Raw genomic sequence first — 25,134 nt, 5'->3', positions numbered from 1 at the left:
AGCAGCGCAACAGTACCTAATGCGGACTAACAGGTTGGCTCGATGGTTTACGGCCGCTTGCAGAGTCTGGGAGACTGATCCTTATGTCTGGTACCTGACTTCTCGGCATGATGGGGGCAGTCGACCCGAGGAGCACTTGCGATGGCCCGAGAGATCAGCACCGTTGTGGAGGACCTGCACTACCTGGAGTGCCCGCGGTGGCACCAGGACCGGATCTGGTTCGTGGACTTCTACTCCCACAAGGTCTACTCGGCGCAGGAGGACGGGTCCGATCTCAAGGTCGAGGCGGAGGTGCCGGGGCAGCCGTCGGGGCTGGGCTGGCTTCCCGACGGTCACCTCCTGGTCGTCTCGATGCGCGATCGCCGGATCCTGCGTCGTGAGTCGGACGGCTCGCTGGTGACCCATGCCGACCTCAGCGACCATGTCAGCCACCACCTCAACGACATGGTTGTGGACGAGCAGGGCAGGGCGTACGTCGGGAACTTCGGCTTCGACATCATGGCCGGCGCCGACGTGGCACCGACGGTGCTGCTGCGGGTCGACCCGGACGGGACGGTGGCCGAGGTCGCCGACGACATGTGGTTCCCCAACGGCAGCGTGATCACCGACGACGGCACGCTCATCGTCGACGAGACCTGCGGCAACCGGATCAGCGCGTTCGACATCGCGGAGGACGGGTCGCTGAGCAACCGGCGTACGTGGGCGAAGTTCGGTGAGCTGAGCACGCACCCCGCGTTCGCGGAGGCGATGGGCGATGCCGTGCTCGCGCCTGACGGCTGCTGCCTGGACGCCGAGGGCGCCGTGTGGACAGCCGACGCGGTCTTCGGCCGGCTGGTCAGGGTCGCCGAGGGCGGCGAGATCCTCGAGCAGATCGAGCCGGGCGGCGGCGTCTTCGCGTGCATGCTGGGCGGGAGCGACGGGAAGACGCTGTACGTCTGCGCCGCGCCCGACTTCTTCGAGGAGGCACGCAAGGCCAGCACCGAGGCACGCCTGCTGGCCATCCGGGTCGACGTGCCCCGGGCGGGACGCCCTTAGCTCTGCACGTCCGGCGGCGGACCGTCCAGGCGGCCGGCGCGGCTGCGGATCGGCACCGCCACATGGAGCGCGTTGCTCTCGAGGGTGAAGTCGGTCGGCGTCTCGGTGACGATCTCCCCGTCGAGGTTGACCGGCATCGCCTCGTCGGTCGTGATCCGCACCGCCGAGGTGGTCACGTGGTGCACGTGGTCATGCTCGATGAAGTGGCCGCTCCTGAGCAGCCGCGCGATCGAGACGTGGTCGCGCATACGGCCCCGGACGATGGCGTAGACGTCGAGGAGGTCGTCGTCCACCGAGGCGGTGGGCGAGACGGTGTTGCCGCCGCCGTAGTGACGGCCGTTGCCGACCGCGACCTGGAGCAGGTCGTCGAGCTCGACCGTGTCGTGGTCGCCCTCGGGGAACTCCAGCCGCGCGGTGAAGGGCCTGTGGTGGCGGTAGGCCTGCAGCGTCGCCACGGGGTAGGCCGCCGGCCCGATGAGCTTCTTCAGGCGCGGGTTCAGGGCCTCGGTCACCGCGACGGAGAGACCGAAGGAGGCGACGTTGAGGTAGGTGTGACCGTTGGCACGCCCGATGTCGACGTTGATGATCTTTCCCTCGAGCATCTGCTCGACCGCGGTCTGCGGGTCCTGGTCGAGCTCGAGCGTGCGGGCGAAGTCGTTGGCGGTGCCGAGCGGCAGCACGCCGAGCACGACGTCGCTGCCCGCGATCCGGGCCGCGGCGGCACCGACCGAGCCGTCGCCGCCGCCGATGACGAGCAGGTCGGGCTTGTCGGCGGCGACCTTGTCGAGCGTGGCCTCCAGCTCCTCCCCCGAGTGGACTGCGTAGGAGTGCACGTCCTCGATCCCTGCCGACCGCAGCATCTCCTCCGACGACGCCAGCGCGTCCTGTCCCCGGCGTGAGCCGGCGTTGACGACGAGGGCGACCTTCACGGAGTCGCGCGACAACAGCGATTGCATATCCACCCTCAGGAGCGTACGCACTCCACCTGAGTCGGTGCTGGCCCGATCCTGTGCGTGGCCTATGCGGCCGACTACCCGCCCACGGCGCCGGGTGTGACCACCTCGGCGAAGACCCCGAACGCAGGCTCCCCGGCCCGGTTGAGCGGGCGGTGCGAGGCGAGCGTCTTCAGCAGACGTACGTCCCGCTCCCCCGTCTCCGGACGGACGTCGATCACGGCGCAGCGCGGGATGGGTACGCCGATCCGGAGCGTCGCCTCGCCGACCCGGATCTCCCGGCCCAGCCAGGTCTCCTCGGCATAGGGCTCGTCGGTCTCGACCACCAGGTTCGGCCGGAAGCGCGCCGCGTCCAATGCCTCCGGGCCTGCCTGCCGGGCGAGGTCGCGCATCGACGCCGTGGTCACCACCGACACCGAACCGGCGAAGACGACGTCACCGCGGCGGGCACGGGCCAGCCGCACGGGCCGGTCGAGCCACCTCGAGAACAGCGTCGCGTGCGGGCCGCCGAGCAGCTCCAGCTCGACCTCACGGCCCCAGTAGTCGCAGGTGAGCCGCTCGCCCGTCGCGGCCGGCTCCGTCGCGGCGGTCTCGCCGTCGGGCAGCTCGACCTCGAGCCGATCGCCGGCCAGCTCGGCCCGCACCGCGACCAGCGAGGGGTGCTGCACGGTCCGCAGCACCCGCCCATGGGCCGGGTCGGTCTCGTCGACCGACACCAGCGCGAAGCCGCGGTCTCCCACAACCCCCTGGGCGTCGAGCACCACTCGGTCGTGGGGCAGGTGCCTGGTCCCCTTGATCGGCGCGAACCCCGCCCGCACGACCTTCAGCTCATCGATCACGGGGCCAGTCAACCAGCACTGCGAAACGCCTTGGCGCCCTCGGCCGCCAGCTCCGAGTAGCCGGTCGTGCCGGCGCCGAGCAGCTCCTCCGCGGCCCGCTTGACCGCACCGAGGGCAGCGAACGCGAACGCGCCACCGACCGAGATGCGCGCCGCGCCCGCCTCGGCCAGCTCCGGGACCGACGGGCCGCCCGGCAGCAGCAGGACGTTGACCGGGCGGTCGACGGCGTCGACCAGGCGGCGTACGTCCTCGACGGCGATGACGCCGGGCGCGAAGAGCACATCGGCGCCGGCCTCCTGATAGGCCTGGAGGCGGGCGATCGTGTCGTCCAGGTCGTCGCGGCCGCGGATGTGGTTCTCGGCCCGGGCGGTGAGGACGAACTGGTCACCGGCGGCCGCAGCCGCGGCGGCGACCCGCTCGGCGGCCTCCTCGACGGAGTAGATCGTGTCCTTCTCGATGCCGGCGTAGTCCTCGATGGACCCGCCCGCCAGACCGGCGGCCACGGCGAGCCGGAACGTCTCCTCGACCTCGGCCGTGGTGCTTGCGAAGCCCGCCTCCAGGTCGGCCGAGACGGGCACCTCGACCGCCTCGACCAGCGCGGTGGCGTGCGCGATCACCTCGTCGCGGGTGACCTGGCCGTCGAGGCGGCCCAGGGTCGCGGCGTACCCGCTGCTGGTCGTGGCCAGCGCCGGGAAACCCAGCGACGCCAGGAGCTTGGCCGAGCCCGCATCCCAGGCGTTGGGCATCAGCAGCGGGCGTCCGGGCAGGTGCAGCGACAGGAAGTTCTCGGCGAGCGACATGCCGGTCACCCTGCCACGGGACGGCACAGCCGAGAACCGGATTTCCGGCTTAGGATCGATGATCATGGGCCACGATCACGAACACATCTCCCCGGCGGCGGACCGGCGATACCTGATCGCCGCGATGGCGCTCCTGGGTGTGTTCCTGATCGGCGAGGTGACGGTCGCGATCCTCGCCGACTCGCTCGCGCTGCTGGCCGACGCCGGCCACATGCTGACCGACGTCGGTGCGATCGCGGCGGCGCTGTGGGCGATGCGGCTGGCGGCGCGGCCGGCGCACGGTCAGTGGACCTACGGCTGGAAGCGCGCCGAGATCCTCTCCGCGGCGCTCAACGGCATCACCTTGCTGGTCTTCGCCGCGGTCGTGGGCGTGGAGGCGATCCGGAGGCTGATCGACCCGCCCGACGCCGAGGGCTGGCCGATGTTCGTGGTCGCGCTCGTCGGCTGCGGCGTCAACATCCTCGCGGCGGCCCTGATGGCGCGCGCCAACCGCACCTCGCTCAACGTCGAGGGCGCCTACCAGCACGTCCTCTCCGACCTCTACGGCTTCATCGGCACCCTCGTCGCCGCGATCGTCATCCTGCTCACCGGCTGGACCCGCGCGGACCCGGTGGCCTCGCTCGTGGTCGTCGCCCTGATGACGTACGCCGGTGTCTGTCTGCTCCGCGACAGCGGCCGGATCCTGCTCGAGGGTGCGCCGGCCGAGGTCGACGTCGAGGACCTGCGCCGGCACCTGCTCGGGGTCGACCATGTCGTCGAGGTGCACGACCTGCACGCCTGGACGGTCACCTCGGGCCTGCCCGCGGTCTCCGCCCACCTGACCCTGCTCCCGGAGTGCTTCCTCGACGGCAGCGCGCCGAAGGTCCTCGACCGGGTCCAGGCCTGCCTGGCCGGTCATTTCGACGTCGAGCACTCCACCTTCCAGCTCGAGCCCGAGACGCACCTGGCCCACGAGCCCGGGATGCACTGACGCTCGCTGAGGTCAGGCCCGGAGATCAGGCCGGAGATCAGGCCCGTGCGAGCGCGGTGAGAGCCGCCTCCCGCGCCTGCTCGATCGCGTCCTCGGCGACCCCGCACAGGCGCAGGCACGCCGAGGCGATCGTGGCGACGGTCGTGCTGCCGACCCGGTCCTCGCGGCGGAGGCTGACCACGCTCTCGACCATCTGCACGAGGAGCTCGCCGAGCCCAGGCTCACCGCTGCTCGCCGAGACCCGATCGCCCGCGGCGCGCTCCGCGACCCGGCTGTAGCCGGCGACGAGGTCACCGCGCAGATGGCCGTAGCGGTCGTAGACGGGTGAGGCTATGACGTCGGGCAGGCGGTAGAGCATGCCGATGTTGTAGGGCATGGCGACCAGCGCGCTCATGTCGCTGACGGCGAGGGCGTAGAGGCCGACGTCGGGCGTGACCGACCCCATCCCGGCCTCGATCTTCCCGGCCTGCTCGACCCGGTCCTGGACCGAGCGCTCGAGCAGCACCGCGAGGATCTCCTCCTTGCTCCCGAAGTGGTAGTAGATGGAGGCCTGTCTCAGCCCGGCACCGTCCGCGATCTCGCGGGTGGTGGTGCCGGCATAGCCGCGGCTCACGAAGAGCTCGGCAGCGGCAGCGAGGATCTGATCTCGGGGGTTCGCCGCAATCTTTCCGGGGAGCAGCCGTGGACGGCCGCGACCCGGACGCGGCGAGATCTGTGACACCGTGGCATCGCCTTTTTCTGTCGTGCGATAGATAACATTGGAGAGGGTAAGTTTCGCACTCATATCGAAAGAGTCAAGCGCCAGAGGACGTGTCCACCCTCGCGGGTTGACCAGTGCTTGGGGTCAGTGCGTGAGCTTGAGCCCGACGACACAGCCGACGAGCGCGACGATCAGCACGACGCGTACGGGGCTGATCGCCTCTTCTCCCGCCACCATCGAGTAGCCGACGGTGAGCGCGGCGCCGATCCCGACCCAGACCGCGTAGGCGGTGCCGATCGGCAGGGTGCGCATGGCCATCGCGAGGCCGACCAGGCTGCCGATCAGGGCGACACCGAAGACGATCGACGGGACCAGCCGCGAGAACCCTTCGGTCCGGCCCAGGGCGAGCGCCCACACGGCCTCGAGGACGCCGGATACCACAAGAAAAAGCCAGGACATGACCACTCCAGACGGCCGTCTTGTCGCGCTTCCGGGTACGGCTCCCTCGTCCGGCAGCCGGTCTCGGCTGACGTCTTCGACCTTAGCAAACCTGTCACACGATAGAAACTTCCCGGCAACACGGAACGCTGCGTTCTTCAGCACGGGATTCAGCACCGATCGATGAGAGGATGCGCAGGTGACCTTCACCGTCGGCTTCGTCACCGGAGCCACCCCTGACAAGTGGGCCCGGACCTGGCGAGAGCGCAGCCGCGAGCGGCTCGAGCTGGTCCCGGTCACCGAGGAGGACCAGGAGCGGCTGCTGCGCGAGGGCGAGCTCGACATGTGCCTCGTACGCCTCCCCGTGGACCGCGACGGCCTCCACTGCATCCCGCTCTACGAGGAGCAGCCGGTCGCGGTGATGGGCCACGAGCACCTGCTCTCGCTGCTCGAAGAGGTCACCCTCGACGACCTCGCCGAGGAGCAGCTGGTCCTCCCCGAGCGCGGGGGCTGGAAGCCGTCCGTGGAGCAGATGAAGTGGCCCGCGATGAGCGAGAAGGACGCGGTCGAGACGGTCGCGGCCGGCACCGGGATCGCGATCCTGCCGATGTCGATCGCCCGCCTCTACCACCGCAAGGACGCCGTCTCCCGGCCGGTGACCGGCGTCGAGCCGACGACCGTCGGGCTGGCCTGGCTGATCGACAACGACGACGAGCGGGTGCAGACCTTCATCGGCATCGTCCGCGGCCGCTCGCGGAACTCCTCCCGCAACTGAGGCCTCCGGCGAATGCCGGGTGAACGCCTGGCGACATCTGCCTCGCCCGGGTCCCATTCCACCCAGCGGTGTCGCAGCTCGTCCCTAGACTCTGCCCGATCCGGACAGAAGGCAGGCGTTTTCAGGTGAACCGCACGGGGTGGACGACCGTCGTCGCAGGAAGTCTGGGGCTGGTCCTGCTCGCCTGGTTCCTGGTCGCCAACGCGCTCCCGGGCCGTTCCGGGCCGGACGGGCTGTCCGACCCGGTGACCCTGAAGGTCGCGGCCGGCTCAGAGCTCGACGACGTCCTGTGCGCCGGGGGCACCAGCAAGGCCGAGGAGTCGATCGGCACACCGGTGCGCTGTGAGCCGAGCGCACTCGTGAAGCGGCTCCGGGAGGAGACCAACGTCGCGCTCGAGCCCGAGCTCATCGGCACCCTCGAGGCCGCCGACGCGATCGTCGCCGACCCGGACCGCTACGACGCCGCCTGGTTCGCCTCCGACGACTATCTGCGGCTGGCGCTGGCGGCCAAGGGCACCGACGACCTGACCTCCTCCGACCCGATCATGCGCTCACCGGTGGTGCTCGGTGTGCACCACGACGTCGCCACCCGGCTCGGGTGGACCGGCGACGCCGAGGTCTCCTGGGAGGAGATCGCCCGCCGCGCCGCCGACGGCGAGCTCGGCTTCCTGATGACCAGCCCCGCCTCCTCCAACTCAGGCCTGTCCACCCTCGCCGGTGTGGCCACCGCCTTCGACGCCGAGCCGCCGCTGCAGAGCGAGGACGTCGGCCTGGTCGAGGAGGACGTACGCCAGCTCTTCAGCGGCCAGCTCGGCCGCGCGGCCAGCTCCGGATGGCTCTCGGACACGTTCCGCGAGAACCCGACGGCCTACGACGCGATCTTCAACTACGAGTCCGAACTGCTGACGCTCGCGGAGCAGGTCGACGATCTCGACATCGTCTACCCCAGCGACGGCACCACCGAGGCCACCTACCCGCTCACGCTCGTCGATGCCGAGAAGCAGAAGGCGTACGAGACGGCGGTCGCGTGGCTGCGTGCGGCCGAGGTCCAGGAGGAGCTGAGCGAGAAGAGCGGGCGACGGCCAGGGCTCACGAGCGTGACGCCCTCCCCCGGCGTACCCGACAACGACGTCAAGACGCTCCCGCTGCCTGACGATCTCGGCACCATCGACGAGCTGATCTTCACCTACTTCGACGAGTTCGCACCCAAGACGCGGACGACCTATCTGCTCGACACCTCCGCCTCGATGGACGAGATCAAGATGAACCAGCTGCGGCGGGCCTTCGAGGGGCTGGCCGGCGACGACACCTCGATCAGCGGCCAGTTCAAGCGCTTCCGCAAGGGCGAGCGGCTCTCGGTCTACACCTACGCCGACGAGACGGAGTCCCTCGGGTCCCTCGTCGTCGAGGACCAGCCGGAGCGGGACGAGGCGCTCAACCGCCTCATCGACCGCGTCGGCGAGCTGACCGGCCACGGCGGCACCGCCTACTACGACGCCATCGAGACCGCGTACGCCGCCATCAAGGCCTCGCCGGAGGAGGGCGCCACCACCTCGATCGTGCTGATGACCGACGGCGAGCAGAACGGTGGGCAGTCCTATGCCCAGCTCAGCAAGAAGTACGAGGCGGCCTACCGCGACCTCGGGGTGCCGCTCTACGTGGTGCTCGTCGGCGATGCCGCCACCTCGGCCGACGCGAGCATCGAGCAGCTGGTCGGCTTCGCCGAGCACACCGGCGGCCGCGAGGTCGTCGCCGAGGACGCCGCCGACCTCCGCAAGATCTTCCAGGAGATCCGTGACTACCAGTAGGCCCGAGTCGACGCTCGCCACCATCATCAACTCCGGCTTCACCACCGCCGGAGCGGTCCTCGCCGTACCGCTGGCCGGTGCCGCCGTCGCGACGAGCGCATGGGGCTGGGCCGTCTGTGCGGTCGGCGCGCTCGCGATCGGCGCCGGCACAGCGGCCGCCCACGCTCACCGCCGTGATCGGCCCGGGCGCCAGCCGCCGCCACCCCGCGGGATCGAGGGACGGCCGATCCACACCTACTACTTCCTCTCCGAGACCCGCATCGCGATGCTGCACGCCCAGCTCTTCCGTGGCGAGGTCGGAACCGTCCTCCGCGAGGTCGTCAGGAGCTCGTCCGGCAGCGCGGAGGCCGGGATCGACGTACCGCCGGTCAGGGCGGTGACCAAGTACGTCCGCGACGTCGCGAGGAAGTACGCCCAGGAGGCTCGGCCCACCCGGGAGACCCTGGTCGGCGACGTGCTGGCCGAGCTGCAGCAGCGCGGGCTGCTGCACGAGCCCGACGACCAGCTCGACCGGGTGGCTGGGCTGGTCGCGCAGACCGCGTCGGATGACCAGTTCCTCCAGTTCACCGTCGCCGGGCCGGACGTGCGGCAGGCGATCCTCGCCGTCCCGACGCCGGCGACCGACGGACGCGACAACACCGGGACGCTGGAGCAGAAGAGCCATGGGCTCACCATCACCATGCACGTGGGCAGTCGCGGGAAGCAGGAGGACTTCGACGAGCTCGAGCACCGCGACAACGTGGTCGTGGTCGGCGTGCTCCGCAACCTCAGCACCGCCGACCGGACCGCGACCGTCCGGGTGATCGCGGTCTACTGAGCGACCCGGGTCCGCGCGGGCCGCGTGCACGCGGCAGACTTTGCCCCATGCTCGAACCGACCGACCTCACCACGCGCGCGATCGAGGCGCTGCGTACCACCTTCGGCGCCGAGGCCACGGTGGTCGGGAGGGCGCCGGGACGGGTCAACCTGATCGGCGAGCACACCGACTACAACGCCGGGCTGGTGTTGCCGGTCGCACTCCCTCACGCCACCTACGCGGCGGCCGCACCGCGCACCGACGGCGTCATCCGGATCGCCTCGGGCCAGGAGCCGGAGCCGTTCACCGGCCACATCGACGAGCTCGGTCCGGAGATCGAGGGCTGGGCCGCGTACGTCGCGGGGGTGCTCTGGACGCTGCGCGAGGCCGGCCTCGTCACCGGTGGCCTTGACATGCACCTGGAGTCGTCGGTCCCGCTCGGCGCCGGACTGTCCTCGTCGGCGTCGGTCGAGTGCGCCACCGCGGTCGCGGCGCTCGGCATCGCCGGCCGGACTCTCGACGAGGACCTGCAGCGGGCGGTCGTCGCGGCCGGGATCCGGGCCGAGACCGAGGTCGCCAAGGCGCCGACCGGCGGGATGGACCAGTCGGTCGCGGTCTTCGCCGAGGCGGGCGGTGCCCTGCTGATCGACTTCGACTCCGGCGAGCACCGCAGCGTCCCGCTCGCCCTCGGCGAGCGCACGATCCTGGTCACCGACACCCGGGTCAAGCACCAGCTGACCGACGGCGGCTACGCCTCCCGGCGCGCCCAGTGCGAGAAGGCCGCCGCCGATCTCGGGCTGCGCTCGCTGCGCGCGGCCACCCTGGACCAGGTCGAGTCCCTCGACGACGAGGTCGTACGCCGTCGCGCTCGCCACATCGTCACCGAGATCGCCCGCGTCGAGCCGACCGTGAACGCGCTCGGTGGCGGCGACTGGGCCGCGATCGGTGAGCTCTTCGCCGCCTCGCACGCCTCGATGCGCGACGACTTCGAGATCTCCGTCCCCGAGCTCGACCTGGCCGTCGCGACCGCGGTCGGCGCCGGTGCCGACGGGGCCCGGATGACCGGCGGCGGCTTCGGCGGCTCGATCGTCTCGATCCTTCCTCTTGACGCCGTCGAGGCGGTCAGCGCGGCCATCGACAAGGCCTTCGCCGAGGCCGGCTACGGCGCCCCGGGGCACCTGATCGCCAGCCCGTCGGCGGGCGCGATGTTCACCGAGGCAACTCGGTGAACATCGCACGGATTCAGACCAGACCAGCCTCGGCCAGCATCCGGGTCGCCGTGCCGGTCGCGGCCTGACGGGCCGCGCGAAGCAGATCGACGTCGGTCTCGGTACGACCCGGGATCGGGTCGGCCGCATCGGGTGCGAACGTGAGCGTGTGCACGCCCGCGTGGCTCCCGGCCCTCATCTCGGCGACCGAGGCGCGGTAGCGGTCCGGCCGGCCGTGGTAGAGATCGCCGAGCTCGGGGTTGACCCGGCGCAGGTAGCGCTCGATGACCCGGTCCGCCGGGCCGTAGGCCGGCGCTGTCCCGAACGGCCGGGTCACCAGCACGATCGCGTGCGTCGCCCCGAGCGCCGCCGCCGAGGCGACCGGCACCGCTTCGACCAGCCCGCCGTCGAGCCAGCGCCGGCCGCGTACGGTCACCGGGAGTCCGCCGGCCAGAGGCAGCTGGCTCGAGGCGATCACCGAGTCGGCGAGGTCGGTTGGATCGGTGAAGTCGGTGAGCGGGACCGCCTTCGCGGTCACCACGTCGGTGGCCACCGCGGCCAGCCGCGGCGCCCCGTCACGCAGCGCGAGCGACCACTCGAACAGCTCCGCCGAGCGGGCGGTGATCCCCCGGGTGTCCACCATCGACTTGCGCCGGAGCATCCGCCCGGCGCCGATGTAATCGGGCGAGGCGAACACCGAGGCGTACGACTCGCTGAAGGCGCCGATGGTCCCGGCCGCCACCGCGGTCGCGTTGGCAGCACCGGCGGAGGTGCCGACCACCAGGTCGACCGCATCCACCAGGCCCTGGTCGGCGAGGACCGCGGCCATCGTCGCCGACAGCATCCCTCGCATTCCGCCGCCCTCGACCACGAGAGCCAGCGTCGCCTCATCATCACTGTTCCCGTTCAGACGGGACCGGAGCAGCTCGACCACTCCCGATTGCAATGCGTCCACATCTGGATTGTGACGCTACTGGCGAGTAGGGCGTGGCATCGGGTCGCTCCGACACGCCCGGACAGGGGCGCAGGTCACACGTTGGCGGCGAGCCAGGCCCCCAGATCGCGGGCCGAGCGGTCGACGACGTTGGCCCAGTCGAGGGCAGTCTCGTCGGCATTGTCCGAGACGTGCTTGACGACGCGTGCCGGGACGCCGGCCTCCCGGGACGCCCAGGCGACGGCGAAGGCCTCCATGTCGACCAGGTGAGCGCGCTGGGCGAGCTCGGCGCGTACGACCGTGTCGGTGACGAAGAGGTCGCCGGTGGCACAGACGATGTCCGACTCGCCGACCTCCAGCACGTCTTCGACCGGGTGACCCAGCGCCCGGATGGCGGCGGACGAGAAGTCGTGGTTGAGCACGGTCCCGACCTCGTAGATCCCGGTGTGGCCGTCGCGCAGCGCGCCGCAGGAGCCGATGTTGACGACCTGACGGATGGTCTTGTCGGCCGCCAGCACACGCGAGACGGCCGAGGCGGACGCCACCTTCCCCATCCCGGTGATCACCACCTTGAGCCCGGAAGGAACATGGGCCGCCTCGGCCTTGGTCGCCGACACCACGAGAACACTCATGGCCGCAGACCTTAGTGCGTTACTTCAGCTCCGCCGACGAGAGCCCGAGAACCCGTCGCGCCACGATCAGCTGCTGGATCTGCTGGGTGCCCTCGAAGATGTCGAGGATCTTCGAGTCGCGGGCCCACTTCTCCAGCAGCTCACCCTCGGAGTAGCCGATGGTGCCGGCCAGCTCGACGCAGGACAGAGTCACGTCCGAGCCCATCCGGCCGGCCTTGGCCTTGGCCATCGAGGCTTCCTTGGAGTTGGGCTGGCGGTTGTCGGCCATCCAGGCGGCCTGGAGCATGAGGAGATAGGCGCCCTCGTAGTCCGACTCGAGCTGGATGAACTTCGCCGCGGCCGCCGACTGCAGGTGAGCGGGCCGGTCATAGTCGATCTCGACGCCGGCCTTCTCGAGCAGGTCGCGGGTGTAGTCGAGCGCCGCGCGGGCGCAGCCGACCGCCATCGAGGCGACCAGAGGACGGGTGTTGTCGAAGGTGGCCATCGCACCGGCGAAGCCCTCCTTGACATTGATCTCGGGGCTGCCGAGAAGGTTCTCCGCAGGCACCCGGCAGTCGGTGAAGGTGATCGTGGCCGTGTCGGAGGCCTTGATCCCGAGCTTGTGCTCGAGACGCTCGACCTTCATCCCCGGCGTGCCCTTCTCGACCACGAACGACTTGATCGCGGCCTTGCCGAGCTCCTTGTCGAGCGTCGCCCACACCACGACAGCGTCGGAGCGGTCACCGGAGGTGACGAAGATCTTCTCGCCGTTGAGCACGTAGTGATCACCGTCGAGGGTGGCCGTCGTCTTGATGTTGGCCGAGTCGGAGCCGGTGCCGGGCTCGGTGATCGCCATCGAGGCCCAGATGCCGTCGAAGCGCTCGTGCTGCTCGTCGTTGGCGACCGATGCGATGGCCGAGTTGCCCAGCCCCTGGCGCGGCATCGCGAGCGTGAGCCCGACGTCGCCCCAGCACATCTCCGAGACCGAGAGGACCGAGGACATGTTGGCGCCGTTCTTGACCTTGCCGTCGTCGGGTTTGGAGTCGCGGCGTACGCCGGTGGCGCCCGCGCCCTCACCCTGGCCGGACTCGGCCAGGCCGTCGGCCATGGCGGCGAGCATGTCGAGCTCGGTGGGGTATTCGTGCTCGGCCTTGTCGTACTTGCGCGAGATCGGTCGCAGCATGTTCATCGCGACCTGGTGCACCTGCTCACGCAGCGGCTTGAGCTTCTTGGGGTCTTCCAGATTGATGGCCATCAGACCAGCACCGTGCCTTCCATGATCCCGATCGCACGCAGGTCGCGGTACCACCGCTCCACCGGGTGCTCCTTGACGAAGCCGTGGCCACCGAGCAGCTGGACGCCGTCGAGGCCGATCTGCATGCCCTTGTCGGCACACAGCTTGCGAGCCAGCGCGATCTCGCGGGTCGCGTCGATGCCCTGGGCCACCCGGCTGGCGGCCTTGTACGTCACCAGGCGCATCGCCTGCAGCTCGATCGCGATGTTGGCGACCATGAACGCCACCGACTGGCGGTGGGCGATCGGCTCACCGAATGCCTCGCGCTCCTTGACGTAGGGCGTCACGTAGTCGAGGACGGCCTGGCCGACGCCGATGGACAGCGCGCACCAGGCGAGGCGGGAGAGGCGTACGGCCTCGGTGTAGGTCGAGCCGTCGGTCTCGCCCAGGACCGCCGCTGCCGGGACTTTCACGTCGGTCAGGGTCAGCTTGGTCAGCGAGGCGGCGCGGACGCCCATCGCGGGCTCGGACTCGATGGTGATCCCGGGGGTCGAGGACTCGACCAGGAAGAGGGCCGGCTTGCCGTCGAGGCTGGCGCCGACGACGAACAGCTCGGCCTCGGCGCCACGAGCGACCAGTGACTTGGTGCCGTTGAGAGTGAACCCGTCGGCGGTCTTCGTGGCGGTGGTGGCCGGCGACAGTACGTCGAAGAGAACCCGGTCCTCGTTGAGCGCGAACGCGGCAGTCGGAACCGAGCCCTCCGTGAATGCCGGCAGGTACGTCTGCTGCTGCTCGTCAGTGCCCCACAGGCCCAGCGCGGTCGCGACCGAACCGGGCGCGAGAGCGGCGACGGCCAGACCGAGGTCGCCCTTGGCGAGCGCTTCGGCGACCAGGGTGCCGGCGACCGCGGAGCGGGTCTCGGAGATGCCGCCGAGCTCCTCGGGGACACCCAGGATCGGCAGCCCGATCTCCAGGCTCGACTTGAGCAGCTCATCCGGCGCGGCGCAGGCCTCGTCGGCCTCGGCCGCTGCGGGACGTACGACCTCGGCGGCGAACTCGGTGACCACGTCGACGAGCATCTGCTCGTCCTCGCTCGGGGTCAGGTCGAAGACGCCCTTGGGGATCGCGTTGGGCACACGTACGCCCGGGACGCCCCGCTTGCCCTTCTTCTTGAACGCCCGGCTGGTCGCCGCAATCGTCTTGAACCCGCTGCGGGTCACCGTGAAGACGACCTGCTCGGTCTGCTTGCGGACACCGAGCCGGTCGAGCGCAGGGCTCTGCGAGAGCTTGCGCAGACCGGCCACGGCGAACCCGATCGGATCGCGCGACTCGCCGGACGGGACGCCGTTCGCGATCCCGCCACGTAGGCCTTGGAGGATACTCATGGGTAGAACTGTAACTGGGAGTTACAACGCGGTCTACAGTTCGGAGTCGTGATGGCGGTAACAAACCACGCACGACTTATTTATAGGCTTGGCACATGGCCGACTCCTCGCTCGAATCCCGTGCTCCGCTCGCGCCCCACGGCGCCCTGCCCGAGGGTGGGAAGGTGCGTCCGATGACGCGCTGGGGCACCCCGGTCATGCACCGGCCCAAGAAGAAGGTCGAGGTCTTCGACGCGGCGCTGGCCGACCTCGCCGCCGACATGGTCGCGACGATGTACGCCGCCGAGGGCGTGGGCCTGGCCGCCGACCAGATCGGCGAGGACGTCGCCATCTTCGTCTTCGACTGCCCCGACGCCACCGGGCAGCGCACCGTCGGCGTCGTCTGCAACCCGGTCCTGACCCTTCCCGAGGGTGACGACCGCCAGCTCGACGTCGACCTGGAGGGCTGCCTCTCCTTCCCCGGCGCCTTCGTGGACTGCGCCCGCCCCGACTGGGCCGCGGTCGACGGTCTCGGCCTCGACGGGGAGCCGGTCCACTTCGAGGGCAACGGCCTGCTGGCCCGCTGCCTCCAGCACGAGACCGACCACACCAACGGCACCGTCTTCGGCGACCGCATCTCGGCCAAGGCCCGCAAGAAGCTCACCAAGGAGCACGACCGTCTGGCCAAGGACTACCCGGCCGAGTGGCCGGCCGGAGACACCGTCGACTAGGACATCCGGTCGACGACGTACTCGGCGATGGCGAGGCTGGAGGTCGCGGCCGGGCTCGGCGCGTTGCGCACCGACGTGATGCCGTCGGCATGGTGGATGACGAAGTCGTCGACCAGCGAGCCGTCGCGCTCGACGGCCTGCGCGCGCAGCCCCAGTCCCGCGCGGGTGACGTCTTCCGCGCCGATCTCCGGCACGTAGCGCTGGGCCTCCCGCATGTAGGCCTGTTTCGACAGTACGCCGCGAAGCTCGGTGAATCCGGTGCGCCAGTGCTCGGCGGCGAACCGCCAGAATCCCGGCCACGCCAGCGTGTCGACGAGGTCGCGCGGGGTCAGCGACGTCCGACCGTAGCGCCGGCGGCTGAGCGCCAGGAAGGCATTGGGACCGACCTCGAGACCACCGCTCACCCGGCGAGTGAAGTGCACCCCGAGAAACGGGTAGCGCGGGTCGGGGACCGGATAGACCATGCCGCGGACGAGATCCTGCTTCGCACCGCTGACCTGCATGTACTCACCCCGGAACGGGATGATCCGGGGCGCCTTCGGACCGCCGGTCAGCTCGCCGAGCCGGTCGGACTCCAGGCCACCGCAGACGACCAGGTGGTCGACCCGGGTCCGGCCGGCGGGCGTCACGACCTCGATCCCGCCCGTGATGCGGTGGATACCGGTCACCTCCTCGCCGAGGCGTACCTCTCCCCCGGCTTCCTTGACGCTCCGGCCCAGCGCCTCGGCGACGGCGACGTAGTCGATGATCGCCGTCCTCGGCGAGTGGAGCGCGGCCAGCCCCGCCGCGTACGGCTCGATCTCCTCGATCTCCTCGGGGCCGACGCGCCGCAGACCCGGCACGCCGTTCTCGGTGGCGGTCTTCTCGAGCGCGTCGAAGCGTCCCATCTCGGACTCGTCGACCGCGACGACGAGCTTGCCGCACGCCTCGTAGGGGATCCGGTGCTCGGCGGCGAACTCCTCGAGCAGATCACGCCCGCGTGTGCAGAGCCTGGCCTTGAGGCTGCCGGGCTTGTAGTAGATCCCCGCATGGACCACACCCGAGTTGTGCCCGGTCTGGTGAGCCCCGAGGCTGCGCTCCTTCTCGAACACCACCACGGTGTCCTCAGGACGACGCAGCAGGATCTCACGGGCCACCGCAAGCCCGACGATGCCTCCTCCGACCACACCGACGCGGCTGGATGTCATCGTGCGCTCCTGGATGCTCGCGGACCTGCTGCAACCGACACGTTAGACGCTCGGCCCGAGTGTTGGATGCGATCGCAAGCACTCGAAATATCCCGGGCACCGCGTGCCGTCGCCGTGCTAGCGTCGCGGCGATCGTGATCTTTCGGCAGGAGGTGAGTCCCGTGTACGCAGCGTCCACAGCGGGTGCTCCCCTGCAGCCCACGATCCGGCGACCGAGCTGATCGCCCCCGGGAGCGCCGACTCGAATCCCGAAAGGCACTCCCATGAACACGACATCTGACTCACGAGCGCAGCGTGCACTCGTCCTCGGCGGTGGCGGATCGGCCGGCAACGCCTGGTTGATCGGCATGATCGCCGGGCTGGGGGACGGCGGACTCGATGTGACCGAGGCCGACCTGGTCATCGGCACCTCCGCCGGAGCGACGGCCGCAGCTCAGATCGCCGGCGCGAGTCCCACCGACCTGCTCGTCGCGATCCTCGACGCGCCAACACCGCAGCGGATCGAACCGGTGCGCCCCGATGGCCGGACGGCATCGTGGATGAACCATCTGGAGCGGACCAACGCCATCATCGCCGCCTCCGCAGACCTTGCCGACATGCGTCGCCGCTCCGGCGCGGATGCCATCGACCTGGCCGTGGAAGCAGGCGACTCCGCACTCGTTCGCTGGCGCGAGACCGTCGCCGCGCGCCTGCCCAGCCGGGAGTGGCCGAGGCACCCGGTGCACCTCACCGCGGTCGACGCCATCACCGGCGACCCGGTCCTGTTCGACCGAGACAGCGGCATCGACCTGGTCGACGCGGTCGCCGCCAGCTGCGCGGGCGGCCCGGCATACCGCATCGGGGATCGGTGGTACATCGACGGTGGCTACCGGCGCTCCAGCGAGAACGCGGACCTTGCCGGTGGGCACGAACGGGTGCTCGTGCTCTCGCCCCTCGGCGGCAGGACCCGGCATCCCCGCTCATGGCGCACCGAACTTGCCGTGCAGGTCGACGAGCTGCGCGTGAGCGGCAGCGGCGTCGAGACGATCCTTCCGGACGCCGACTCGCTCGCCGCGTTCGGCGACAACATGATGAGCCTGGCCACGCGCGCGCCCGCAGCTCGGGCCGGCTACGCCCAGGGTCGACACGTCGCAGGGCAGCTGGCCGGGTTCTGGCACCGGTAAGGGCTGCCCGGGCGTACGTTCCTGTCGAAAGTGGTGGGACCCGTTCGTGGAGTGGGTGGAGGGTGGCGATGGGCGCTGCCCGAAAACAGGAGGCTGAGATGACCAAGTACCTGATCTCGTTCCGCGAAGGGGCGATGGACTTCCGTGACGAGGAGGAGCTGGTGGAGGTCGCCGAGGCGGGGTCGGCGATGACCCGCGAGGCCATGGAGGCGGGCGTGTGGGTCTTCGGTGGCGGGCTGAAGGGCGACCACGAGGATGCGAGCGTCGTCGGCGCGGACGGCGTGGTCACCGACGGGCCCTACCCCGAGAGCAAGGAGCACATCGGCGGCTTCATCGTCGTCGACGTCGCCAGCCGCGAGGAGGCACTCGAGTGGGCGGCCAAGTGCGCTGCCGCCTGCCGCTGCGCGCAGGAGGTGCGGGAGTTCCTCCCCGAGCCGACCGAGGACGACCCGATCCCGGAGGGCGTGATCGAGAACTTCCGCGAGCGCAGGTCATAACCCTTTGCGGCCGCCCTGGGACGTACCGGAGACTGTTCCTGCACCGTCCCCGACCCAAGGAACTCATCGTGCTGATCCGCGACCCGCTCACCGCCCTCGTGCGCTGACGTCGTAGATCCCCCGGGCTCCGATGTCAGCGTCCCGCTGACACACCCGGGAGCTCCATGAGTACGCAGCACCCAGCCGTCGTCCTCGACGGCATCACGTTTCGCTGGCCCGACGGCAGCACCGCCTTGGCCGGTCTCGACGCGGCCTTCAACCCAGGGCGCACCGGCCTGGTCGGCGCCAACGGCGCCGGCAAGACCACCCTGCTCGAGATCGTCGCCGGCGAGCTCACACCCGCCGCGGGCTCGGTCTCGGTCAGGGGCCAGGTCCGCTACCTGCCCCAGCACATCACCCTGCGGACCGATGCCACGGTGGCCGATCTGCTCGGCGTACGCGATCGTCTGGACGCGCTTCGGGCGATCGAGTCCGGGAACGCCGATCCGCGTCACTTCGACATGCTTGCCGACGACTGGGCCGTCGAGGAGCGGGCGCGGGCAGCGCTCGGATCCAACGGGCTGCCGGACCTCGATCTCGACCGTCGCGTCGCGACGTTGTCCGGCGGCGAGACTGTCGCGACGGCCCTGACCGGGATCAGCCTCTCGGAGGCAGAGATCGCTCTGCTCGACGAACCGACCAACAACCTCGACCGCGAGGCCAGGCAACGGCTCTACGACCTGATCGCGAGCTGGCGCGGGACGCTGCTGGTGGCGAGCCACGACCTGTCGCTGCTCGAGCTGATGGACGAGACCGCTGAGCTGCGCGAGGACTCGCTGACGGTCTACGGCGGTCCCTACTCCGCCTTCCGCGAGCACGTCGAACGTGAGCAGGCCGCGGCCGAGCAGGCGCTGTCCACGGCGGAGCAGAGCCTGCGTACGGAGAAGAGGCAGCGGGTCGAGGCGCAGACGAAGCTCGCCCGGCGGCAGCGCTATGCCCGCACCGACTACGAGAACAAGCGCCGCCCGAAGACCATCATGAAGGCGCGAGCGGGCGAGGCCGAGGTCTCGGCCGGCAAGCTGCGCGGCGAGCTCGACCGGTCGGTCGACCGGGCACGCGATCTGCGCGACCGGACGGCCGAGCGCGTACGCCGCGATCCTCAGGTCGCGATCGAGCTTCCCTCTCCCGGCCTGCCCGCGGGTCGACGGGTAACCGAGCTGCACGACCGCAGCGGCCGCACGATCGTCGTCCAGGGACCCGAGCGCCTCGCGATCACCGGGCGCAACGGCGCCGGCAAGACGCGGCTCGTCGAGACCCTCATCGATCCGCCTCCTGCTGGCCAGGAGCCCTACGCGACCGTCCTCACCGCCCGGATCGGCTACCTCCCGCAGCGTCTGGACCACCTCGACGACGCCAGCACGATCCTCGAGACCGTACGCCGCACCCAGCCCGAAGCGGAGCCCGAGGAGGTCCGCGCGATGCTGGCCGGGTTCGGCTTCCGCGGCGAGGTCGTGAACCGGAATGTCGACACGTTCGTTCGCCTCGAGAACGGTCTCTTCTGCTGATCTCGACGGCTACGGTGATCTCGTGACTAGGACCTGGTCGATCCTTCGACTCGTGATGGCCGTGCTGATCCTCGCCGCGATGACGGCGGAGTTCCGGGGAGCGATGGGCACCACGCCCGCCGAAGGCTCCAGCATGGCGACGGTGGTGGTGAACTACTTCAGCTACTTCACGATCGAGTCGAACCTCTTCGCGGCGGCGGCGCTCATCGCCGCAGGGGTCTGGGCGCTGACCCGCAACACCCAGGAGCCGACCTGGCTCGCGGTGCTGATGGCGGCGGCGACGACGTTCATGGCCATCACCGGCTTGGTCTACAACCTGCTGCTGCGCGGTCTCGTTCCGGCAGCGTTCCCGTGGGCCAACGAGATCCTCCACCTCATCGGTCCCCTGTTCCTGATCATCGACCTCTTCGTCGCTCCCCCGCGCCGCCGCCTGCAGTGGCGCGCGGTCGGCATGATCATCGCGTTCCCGGTCGTATGGGCCGCCTACACCCTGATCCGCGGCGATCAGGTCGTGAGTCCCCTCACCGGTGACCCGTGGTGGTATCCCTACCCGTTCCTCAACCACCACCTGCAGGGTGGGTACGCCGTCGTCGTCGCGTACGTCATCGGCATCGCCGCCGCGTTCACCCTGGTCGCCTGGGGCGTCGTCGCGGTCGGGCGTCGGCGCTCCCCCGAGGCCATCCCCGACGAGGAGGATGCCGGGCTCAGCCCTGCCTGATCATCCAGCGCTCGGGCGCGTCCAGCGGCTCCCAGCCGTACTTCGCGTAGAGCTCGTGGGCGTCCTCGGTGGCGAGCAGGGTCCGGCGGATGCGGTAGGGCTCGAGGTCGGCGAGGATGCCCTCGATCAGCAGCTTGCCGATCCCCTGGCCGCGTACGCCCGGGTCGACGATCACGTCGCACAGCCAGGCGAAGGCGGCGAAGTCGCTGACCACGCGGGCGAAGGCGACCTGGTTCCCGGCCGCGTCGTAGACGCCGTAGCAGCGTGACCCCTTGTTGGCCGCGTCCTGCACCTCTCGCGTCCGGTCGCTGGCCCAGTAGGACTGCGCGAGCATCCGGTGTACCCAGTCGGGGTCGATCCGGCTCTGGTCTGCGGAGAAGGCGTACGCCTGGCCCTTCTCGGTCGCGACCGGCTCCGCGCTCAACAGGCCGAGCAGGTCGTCCGGCTCGGGCTCGGGTCGCACGACCTGGGGCGCGACGGCGGGCGCCTCGACGGCGCCCGCGAAACCCGGACCGGGGTCCGGCGTACGACCCGCCTGGTAGGCCAACGCGGCACCGTTCGCGAGCCTGTCGGCAGCCTCGTTGAGCGGATGCCCGGAGTGGCCCTTGATCCACTCGAAGCGGACGTCGCGCCCCTGCATCGCCGCGTCGAGATCCTTCATGATCTCGACGTTGAGCACGGGCTTGCCGTCGGCCTTCTTCCAGCCCTTGCGCTTCCAGCCGGCCATCCACTTGGTGACCGAGTTGATGACGTACTTGGAGTCGCAGTAGATCAGCAGCGGCTCGCCGGTGTGCGCCGTCTGCCGCAGCAGATCGAGGACCGCGGTCAGCTCGCCCTGGTTGTTGGTCCCGTGCGGCCACCCGCCACAGGCCCAGGTGGACTCGTCCACATACCAACCCCACCCCGCGGGCCCGGGATTCCCGAGCGCCGACCCATCAGCAGCAGCCACAATCGTCACGCGCCCATCCTGCCAGCCGCGTGCCCGCCCTCCCCGAGAGGTCACTTCCTGACCGCGAAAAGTCAGTTTCTGACGCCGAGGAGTCAGTCTTTGACCGCGAGAGGTCGATTCTTGAAGCCGAGTGGCTACCGGACCATGCCCGGGCCGCTTGCTGTCCACAGGTGGCCCTCGGGATGCGGTTATCCCCAGGCGTCGGTGGCGAGCTCCAGACTGTCGGCACCCACGTTCAGGGTGGCCTCATGACCACTCTCACCGTTCCCGCCACGCCCTTCAACCTCGCCGAAGCCGCCGAGATCGGCCTCAGCGCAGACGACGTCTACCGCATGGTCGAAGACGGACTCGTTCGCCGCGTGGTGCAGGGCGCGTTCGTCCCCGCGAGCACACCCGACACTCCGCAGACCCGCGCAGCAGCGGTGGCGAGCGTCGTCGCGCCCCATCACGTCGTGATCGACCGCACCGCAGCACTCATCCACGGTGTCAACGCCCTCACCTACGCCGAGCTCGACCTCGATGTGGACCTCGAGACCTGTGCCCTGCGCGGGCACACCCGGTCGCGGCGTACGGGAATCGACGGCCACACCAGGGACCTGATCCCGACCGACATCATGGAGATCGGCGGCGTCACGGTCACGGTCCCGATCCGCACGGCCTGCGACCTCGGATGCAACCTCCATCGCCGCGAGGCGTTCGCAGCCATGTGCGGGCTGGCCCGAGAGCACGCCCTGGTGACGGCCGACTTCCTGCGCATGCTGCCGCGTTACCGCGGTCGCCGGGGCGTGCGGCAACTCAAGCAGCTCGCACCGTTGGTCGAACCGCGGGTCGAGTCAGCGCGGGAGGCCTGGACTCTGCTCGCGATCCACGATGCGGGGCTGCCATCGCCCCAGCCACAGTTCTGGATCGAGATCGATGCGGTGCAGACGTATCGGCTCGACTTCGCCTATGAGCACGCACGCGTGTGCGTCGAGTACGACGGCATCGACGCGCATGACCTGACGCCCGACCAACGGAGGTACGACGCGGAACGACGCAGATGGTTGCGCGACCATGGCTGGATCGTGATCGTCGTACGTCGCGGCGACTTCACGGGCGACAATCTCGATCGCTGGTTGCGCGAGCTTCGCTGCGCCCTCAGACCGGCAGTGTCGAACCGTCGCTGGTGATCCACACCCGGCCGGAATCCCGCAGATGTCGGCCCCACCCCAGGAATCGACTCTTCGCCGTCAGAAATCGACCTCTCGGCGTCAGATTCTGACGTCTCGGCGGAGGGTTAGGGGTTGACTCGGGGGCCGGAGGCGGTTGATCCCCTCACGACCAACTCGGGGTGGAAGACGAACTCCGAATGGGGAGTTCCGGTGCCGGCGATCTCGTCGAGGATGGCGCGGACGGCGGCCTGGCCCATGGCGTGGACGGGCTTGCGGACGGTGGTCAGTGGCGGGTCGGTGAAGGCGATGAGCTGGGAGTCGTCGTAGCCGACCACGGAGACGTCCTCGGGGACCCGCAGGCCGCGCGAGCGGGCGGCACGGATGGCGCCCAGCGCCATCATGTCGCTCGCGCAGACGATCGCGGTGAAGCCGTCGTCGAGGAGCGCGGAGGCCGCGGCCTGGCCGCCCTCGAGGGTGAAGAGGGAGTCGCGGATGTGGCCCTTCTCGATCTCCTCGGCGCTCAGTCCGAAGCGGTCGGCCATGGTAGTCACGAAGCCCTCGATCTTGCGCTGGACCGGGACGAAGCGGCGGGGGCCGACGGCCAGGCCGATCTTGGAGTGGCCGAGCGTGGCCAGGTGGGTGACCGCCAGCTGCATCGCCTCGCGGTCGTCGGGCGAGATGAACGGCGCCTTGATGTCGGGGGTGAACCCGTCGAGGAGGACGTACGGAACGCCTTGGGCGCGCAGCTTCTCATAGCGCGTCATGTCGGCGGTGGTGTCCGCGTGCAGACCGGAGACGAAGATGATCCCGGTGACACCGCGGTCGACGAGCATCTCGGTGAGCTCGTCCTCGGTCGAGCCACCGGGGGTCTGCGTGGCGAGCACCGGGGTGTAGCCCTGCCGAGTCAGCCCCTGCGCGATGACCTGCGCCAGCGCGGGGAAGATGGGGTTGTCGAGCTCGGGCGTGATCAGGCCGACCAGCCCCTCGCTGCGCTGACGCAGCTTCACCGGGCGCTCGTACCCGTGGACGTCGATCGCCGCCAGCACTGCCTCCCGCGTGGCCGCGGCGACCCCGGGCTTGCCGTTGAGGACGCGACTGACCGTCGCCTCACTCACGCCCGCATGGGCCGCGATGTCAGCAAGACGGGCAGAGGCTGGTGTTATGGGCACGGTCACATCATGCCCCCTCCCTACACGGTCTGCAAGAACTTTCAGCAAGTTTGCAACTTTTGCTGAAAGGCTCTTACATTCTCCTCGACGCGGGGTTACCTTCGTCACACCACCGGGCGGATTCCTCGCCCGGCCCCATATCGAAGGAGAACTCATGCGACGTGGCATCGTGGCCACCGCAGTGGCGGCATCGCTCGCCCTGGCGGCAACGGCATGTGGCGGTGGCAGCGGCGACAGCAGCGACGGCCCGGTCACCATCACCTGGTGGGACACCTCGAACGCAACCAACGAGGCGCCGACGTACCAGGCCCTCGTCAAGGACTTCGAGAAGGCCAACCCGGACATCAAGGTCAAGTACGTCAACGTGCCCTTCGACCAGGCACAGAACAAGTTCGACACCGCGGCCGGCGCCAGCGGCGCTCCCGACGTACTGCGTGCCGAGGTCGGCTGGACGCCTGCGTTCGCGCAGAAGGGCTTCCTCGCTCCCCTCGACGACACCGAGGCGCTCGAGGAGAAGGACGCCTTCCAGCCCAACCTGATCAAGCAGGCCGAGTTCGACGGCAAGACGTACGGCGTCCCGTTCGTCACCGACACCCTCGCGCTGGTCTACAACAAGGCGCTCTTCGAGAAGGCCGGCATCACCGAGGCCCCGAAGACCTGGGACGAGCTCAAGGCCGATGCCGCGACGATCAAGTCCAAGACCGGTGTCGACGGCTACTGGGGCTCGACCTCGGCCTACTACGCGCAGCCGTTCCTCTACGGCGAGGGCACCGACACCGTCGATGCCGAGGCCAAGAAGATCACCATCTCCTCCCCGGAGGCCAAGAAGGGCCTGACCACCTGGCAGGGCCTCTTCGACGGCGAGGGCCTGCACAAGGCGGACACCACCGCCGACGCGTACGCCCACATCCAGGACGCCTTCGTCAACGGCAAGGTCGCCGCGATCATCCAGGGTCCCTGGGAGATCACGAACTTCTACAAGGGCTCGGCGTTCCAGGACAAGAACAACCTCGGCATCGCCGCCGTCCCGGCCGGCTCGACCGGCGAGGCAGGCGCCCCGACCGGCGGGCACAACCTGTCGATCTACGCCGGTTCGGACGAGGCGCACCAGGAGGCCTCGGCGGCATTCGTGAAGTTCATGACCTCGGCCGACACCCAGGCCCAGATCGCGCTGAAGAACTCCACGCTGCCGACCCGCGACGACGCCTACACCGACGAGGTCAAGGCCGACCCGGGCATCGCCGGCTTCCAGACCGTGCTCCCGGCCGCCCAGCCGCGACCCGAGCTGCCCGAGTACTCCTCGCTGTGGGGTCCGATGGACCAGGAGCTGCCGAAGATCGCCTCCGGCGCCGAGACCCTCGACAAGGGTCTCGCCACGCTCGAGACGGCCTTCGCCGACCTGCTGCCCGACTTCTCGAAGTGAACCTGAGCCAGGAAGACCACGTCATCCGATGACTCTGACAGCACCAGCGCCCGCCGCCGAGACCCCGCGGTCTCCCCGAGGATCTCGGGGTCGGGGTGCTCGATGACGGTCGCCAGGGCGACCGGGCTGCCGCTGCG

Annotated in this window: 25 protein-coding genes and 1 riboswitch; of the genes, 13 read left to right on the top strand and 12 right to left on the bottom strand. The window is 69.9% G+C overall.

Going from position 1 to position 25,134, the window contains the following annotated elements; all coding sequences use genetic code 11:
- The first annotated feature begins 141 nt into the window (after positions 1 to 141).
- The gene (locus ABZY89_RS28375; RefSeq protein ID WP_355232524.1) at positions 142 to 1,035 is read left to right on the top strand and encodes an SMP-30/gluconolactonase/LRE family protein; all 894 of its coding nucleotides are present in this window, start codon (positions 142 to 144) and stop codon (positions 1,033 to 1,035) included.
- Here ABZY89_RS28375 and ABZY89_RS28370 read toward each other — a convergent pair.
- The 3 genes from ABZY89_RS28370 to ABZY89_RS28360 all read right to left on the bottom strand — a co-directional run bounded on the left by ABZY89_RS28370 (position 1,032) and on the right by ABZY89_RS28360 (position 3,627).
- Positions 1,032 to 1,991 carry a lipid kinase gene (locus ABZY89_RS28370; protein WP_355232525.1) on the bottom strand — a complete coding sequence of 320 codons (960 nt, stop codon included), beginning with the start codon at positions 1,989 to 1,991 and terminating at the stop codon, positions 1,032 to 1,034. The two genes, ABZY89_RS28375 and ABZY89_RS28370, sit on opposite strands and share 4 nt — an antisense overlap.
- 74 nt (positions 1,992 to 2,065) lie before the next feature.
- On the bottom strand, positions 2,066 to 2,827 hold the full coding sequence (locus tag ABZY89_RS28365; RefSeq protein WP_355232523.1) for an MOSC N-terminal beta barrel domain-containing protein: 762 nt from the start codon (positions 2,825 to 2,827) through the stop codon (positions 2,066 to 2,068).
- An 8-nt stretch (positions 2,828 to 2,835) separates the two neighbouring features.
- Complete coding sequence (locus ABZY89_RS28360) at positions 2,836 to 3,627, bottom strand: isocitrate lyase/phosphoenolpyruvate mutase family protein (RefSeq protein WP_355232522.1); 792 nt, start codon at positions 3,625 to 3,627, stop codon at positions 2,836 to 2,838.
- Between the two features lie 58 nt (positions 3,628 to 3,685).
- Between ABZY89_RS28360 and ABZY89_RS28355 the strand changes: the two genes are divergently transcribed.
- Positions 3,686 to 4,597, top strand: coding sequence for a cation diffusion facilitator family transporter (locus tag ABZY89_RS28355; protein ID WP_355232521.1), 912 nt, complete (start codon positions 3,686 to 3,688; stop codon positions 4,595 to 4,597).
- Positions 4,598 to 4,634: 37 nt separating this feature from the next.
- Here ABZY89_RS28355 and ABZY89_RS28350 read toward each other — a convergent pair whose 3' ends face one another.
- Positions 4,635 to 5,318, bottom strand: coding sequence for a helix-turn-helix domain-containing protein (locus ABZY89_RS28350; RefSeq protein WP_355232520.1), 684 nt, complete (start codon positions 5,316 to 5,318; stop codon positions 4,635 to 4,637).
- A 123-nt stretch (positions 5,319 to 5,441) separates the two neighbouring features.
- The gene (locus ABZY89_RS28345; protein ID WP_355232519.1) at positions 5,442 to 5,756 is read right to left on the bottom strand and encodes a multidrug efflux SMR transporter; all 315 of its coding nucleotides are present in this window, start codon (positions 5,754 to 5,756) and stop codon (positions 5,442 to 5,444) included.
- Positions 5,757 to 5,766: 10 nt separating this feature from the next.
- Positions 5,767 to 5,830, bottom strand: a riboswitch (guanidine-III (ykkC-III) riboswitch).
- Between the two features lie 104 nt (positions 5,831 to 5,934).
- On the opposite strand from ABZY89_RS28345, the gene ABZY89_RS28340 reads away from it, so the two are divergent.
- The 4 genes from ABZY89_RS28340 (at position 5,935) to galK (ending at position 10,343) form a co-directional block, all read left to right on the top strand.
- Complete coding sequence (locus ABZY89_RS28340; RefSeq protein ID WP_355232518.1) at positions 5,935 to 6,510, top strand: LysR family substrate-binding domain-containing protein; 576 nt, start codon at positions 5,935 to 5,937, stop codon at positions 6,508 to 6,510.
- A 125-nt stretch (positions 6,511 to 6,635) separates the two neighbouring features.
- On the top strand, positions 6,636 to 8,318 hold the full coding sequence (locus tag ABZY89_RS28335; protein ID WP_355232517.1) for a VWA domain-containing protein: 1,683 nt from the start codon (positions 6,636 to 6,638) through the stop codon (positions 8,316 to 8,318).
- Positions 8,305 to 9,135 (top strand): hypothetical protein, encoded by an 831-nt coding sequence (locus ABZY89_RS28330; RefSeq protein ID WP_355232516.1) that lies wholly within the window; start codon positions 8,305 to 8,307, stop codon positions 9,133 to 9,135. Before ABZY89_RS28335 ends, ABZY89_RS28330 begins: the two co-directional genes overlap by 14 nt.
- Positions 9,136 to 9,182: 47 nt before the next feature.
- Positions 9,183 to 10,343, top strand: coding sequence for a galactokinase (galK, locus tag ABZY89_RS28325; RefSeq protein WP_355232515.1), 1,161 nt, complete (start codon positions 9,183 to 9,185; stop codon positions 10,341 to 10,343).
- A 13-nt stretch (positions 10,344 to 10,356) separates the two neighbouring features.
- On the opposite strand, the gene ABZY89_RS28320 is transcribed toward galK, so the two are convergent.
- The 4 genes from ABZY89_RS28320 to ABZY89_RS28305 all read right to left on the bottom strand — a co-directional run bounded on the left by ABZY89_RS28320 (position 10,357) and on the right by ABZY89_RS28305 (position 14,486).
- The gene (locus ABZY89_RS28320; protein WP_355232514.1) at positions 10,357 to 11,277 is read right to left on the bottom strand and encodes a patatin-like phospholipase family protein; all 921 of its coding nucleotides are present in this window, start codon (positions 11,275 to 11,277) and stop codon (positions 10,357 to 10,359) included.
- Between the two features lie 74 nt (positions 11,278 to 11,351).
- A complete protein-coding gene (locus tag ABZY89_RS28315) occupies positions 11,352 to 11,888 on the bottom strand; it encodes a nucleosidase (RefSeq protein ID WP_355232513.1) in 537 nt (178 codons plus the stop codon).
- A 19-nt stretch (positions 11,889 to 11,907) separates the two neighbouring features.
- Entirely contained in the window at positions 11,908 to 13,122 is a 1,215-nt protein-coding gene (locus ABZY89_RS28310; RefSeq protein ID WP_160022764.1) for an acyl-CoA dehydrogenase family protein, read from the bottom strand.
- On the bottom strand, positions 13,122 to 14,486 hold the full coding sequence (locus ABZY89_RS28305; RefSeq protein WP_355232512.1) for an acyl-CoA dehydrogenase family protein: 1,365 nt from the start codon (positions 14,484 to 14,486) through the stop codon (positions 13,122 to 13,124). Before ABZY89_RS28305 ends, ABZY89_RS28310 begins: the two co-directional genes overlap by 1 nt.
- 95 nt (positions 14,487 to 14,581) lie before the next feature.
- Here ABZY89_RS28305 and def point away from each other — a divergent pair, with 95 nt between their 5' ends.
- Positions 14,582 to 15,196 carry a peptide deformylase gene (def, locus tag ABZY89_RS28300; protein WP_355232511.1) on the top strand — a complete coding sequence of 205 codons (615 nt, stop codon included), beginning with the start codon at positions 14,582 to 14,584 and terminating at the stop codon, positions 15,194 to 15,196.
- Here def and lhgO read toward each other — a convergent pair.
- Complete coding sequence (lhgO, locus tag ABZY89_RS28295) at positions 15,193 to 16,383, bottom strand: L-2-hydroxyglutarate oxidase (protein WP_355232510.1); 1,191 nt, start codon at positions 16,381 to 16,383, stop codon at positions 15,193 to 15,195. The two genes, def and lhgO, sit on opposite strands and share 4 nt — an antisense overlap.
- A 263-nt stretch (positions 16,384 to 16,646) precedes the next feature.
- Between lhgO and ABZY89_RS28290 the strand changes: the two genes are divergently transcribed.
- From ABZY89_RS28290 to ABZY89_RS28275, 4 genes are all read left to right on the top strand, one after another.
- Positions 16,647 to 17,546, top strand: coding sequence for a patatin-like phospholipase family protein (locus tag ABZY89_RS28290; protein WP_355232509.1), 900 nt, complete (start codon positions 16,647 to 16,649; stop codon positions 17,544 to 17,546).
- 98 nt (positions 17,547 to 17,644) lie between these two features.
- On the top strand, positions 17,645 to 18,043 hold the full coding sequence (locus tag ABZY89_RS28285; protein ID WP_355232508.1) for a YciI family protein: 399 nt from the start codon (positions 17,645 to 17,647) through the stop codon (positions 18,041 to 18,043).
- Between the two features lie 164 nt (positions 18,044 to 18,207).
- On the top strand, positions 18,208 to 19,587 hold the full coding sequence (locus ABZY89_RS28280; RefSeq protein ID WP_355232507.1) for an ATP-binding cassette domain-containing protein: 1,380 nt from the start codon (positions 18,208 to 18,210) through the stop codon (positions 19,585 to 19,587).
- Positions 19,588 to 19,609: 22 nt separating this feature from the next.
- The gene (locus ABZY89_RS28275; protein WP_355232506.1) at positions 19,610 to 20,305 is read left to right on the top strand and encodes a Pr6Pr family membrane protein; all 696 of its coding nucleotides are present in this window, start codon (positions 19,610 to 19,612) and stop codon (positions 20,303 to 20,305) included.
- On the opposite strand, the gene ABZY89_RS28270 is transcribed toward ABZY89_RS28275, so the two are convergent.
- Positions 20,292 to 21,263, bottom strand: coding sequence for a GNAT family N-acetyltransferase (locus ABZY89_RS28270; RefSeq protein WP_355232505.1), 972 nt, complete (start codon positions 21,261 to 21,263; stop codon positions 20,292 to 20,294). The genes ABZY89_RS28275 and ABZY89_RS28270 overlap by 14 nt on opposite strands.
- A 239-nt stretch (positions 21,264 to 21,502) precedes the next feature.
- Between ABZY89_RS28270 and ABZY89_RS28265 the strand changes: the two genes are divergently transcribed.
- Positions 21,503 to 22,423: a DUF559 domain-containing protein gene (locus tag ABZY89_RS28265; RefSeq protein ID WP_355232504.1), complete on the top strand. Its 921-nt coding sequence runs from the start codon at positions 21,503 to 21,505 to the stop codon at positions 22,421 to 22,423.
- 107 nt (positions 22,424 to 22,530) lie between these two features.
- On the opposite strand, the gene ABZY89_RS28260 is transcribed toward ABZY89_RS28265, so the two are convergent.
- Positions 22,531 to 23,574, bottom strand: a complete 1,044-nt coding sequence (locus tag ABZY89_RS28260) for a LacI family DNA-binding transcriptional regulator (protein WP_355232503.1) — start codon at positions 23,572 to 23,574, stop codon at positions 22,531 to 22,533.
- Between the two features lie 154 nt (positions 23,575 to 23,728).
- On the opposite strand from ABZY89_RS28260, the gene ABZY89_RS28255 reads away from it, so the two are divergent.
- Positions 23,729 to 24,997 carry an extracellular solute-binding protein gene (locus ABZY89_RS28255; RefSeq protein ID WP_355232502.1) on the top strand — a complete coding sequence of 423 codons (1,269 nt, stop codon included), beginning with the start codon at positions 23,729 to 23,731 and terminating at the stop codon, positions 24,995 to 24,997.
- Positions 24,998 to 25,134 lie beyond the last annotated feature (137 nt).

It is taken from the genome of Nocardioides sp. NPDC006303, assembly GCF_040613175.1.
Lineage (GTDB): Bacteria > Actinomycetota > Actinomycetes > Propionibacteriales > Nocardioidaceae > Nocardioides.
The sequence above is the reverse complement of the archived record's forward strand: the minus strand, read 5'-3'. Positions and strand labels throughout refer to the sequence as shown.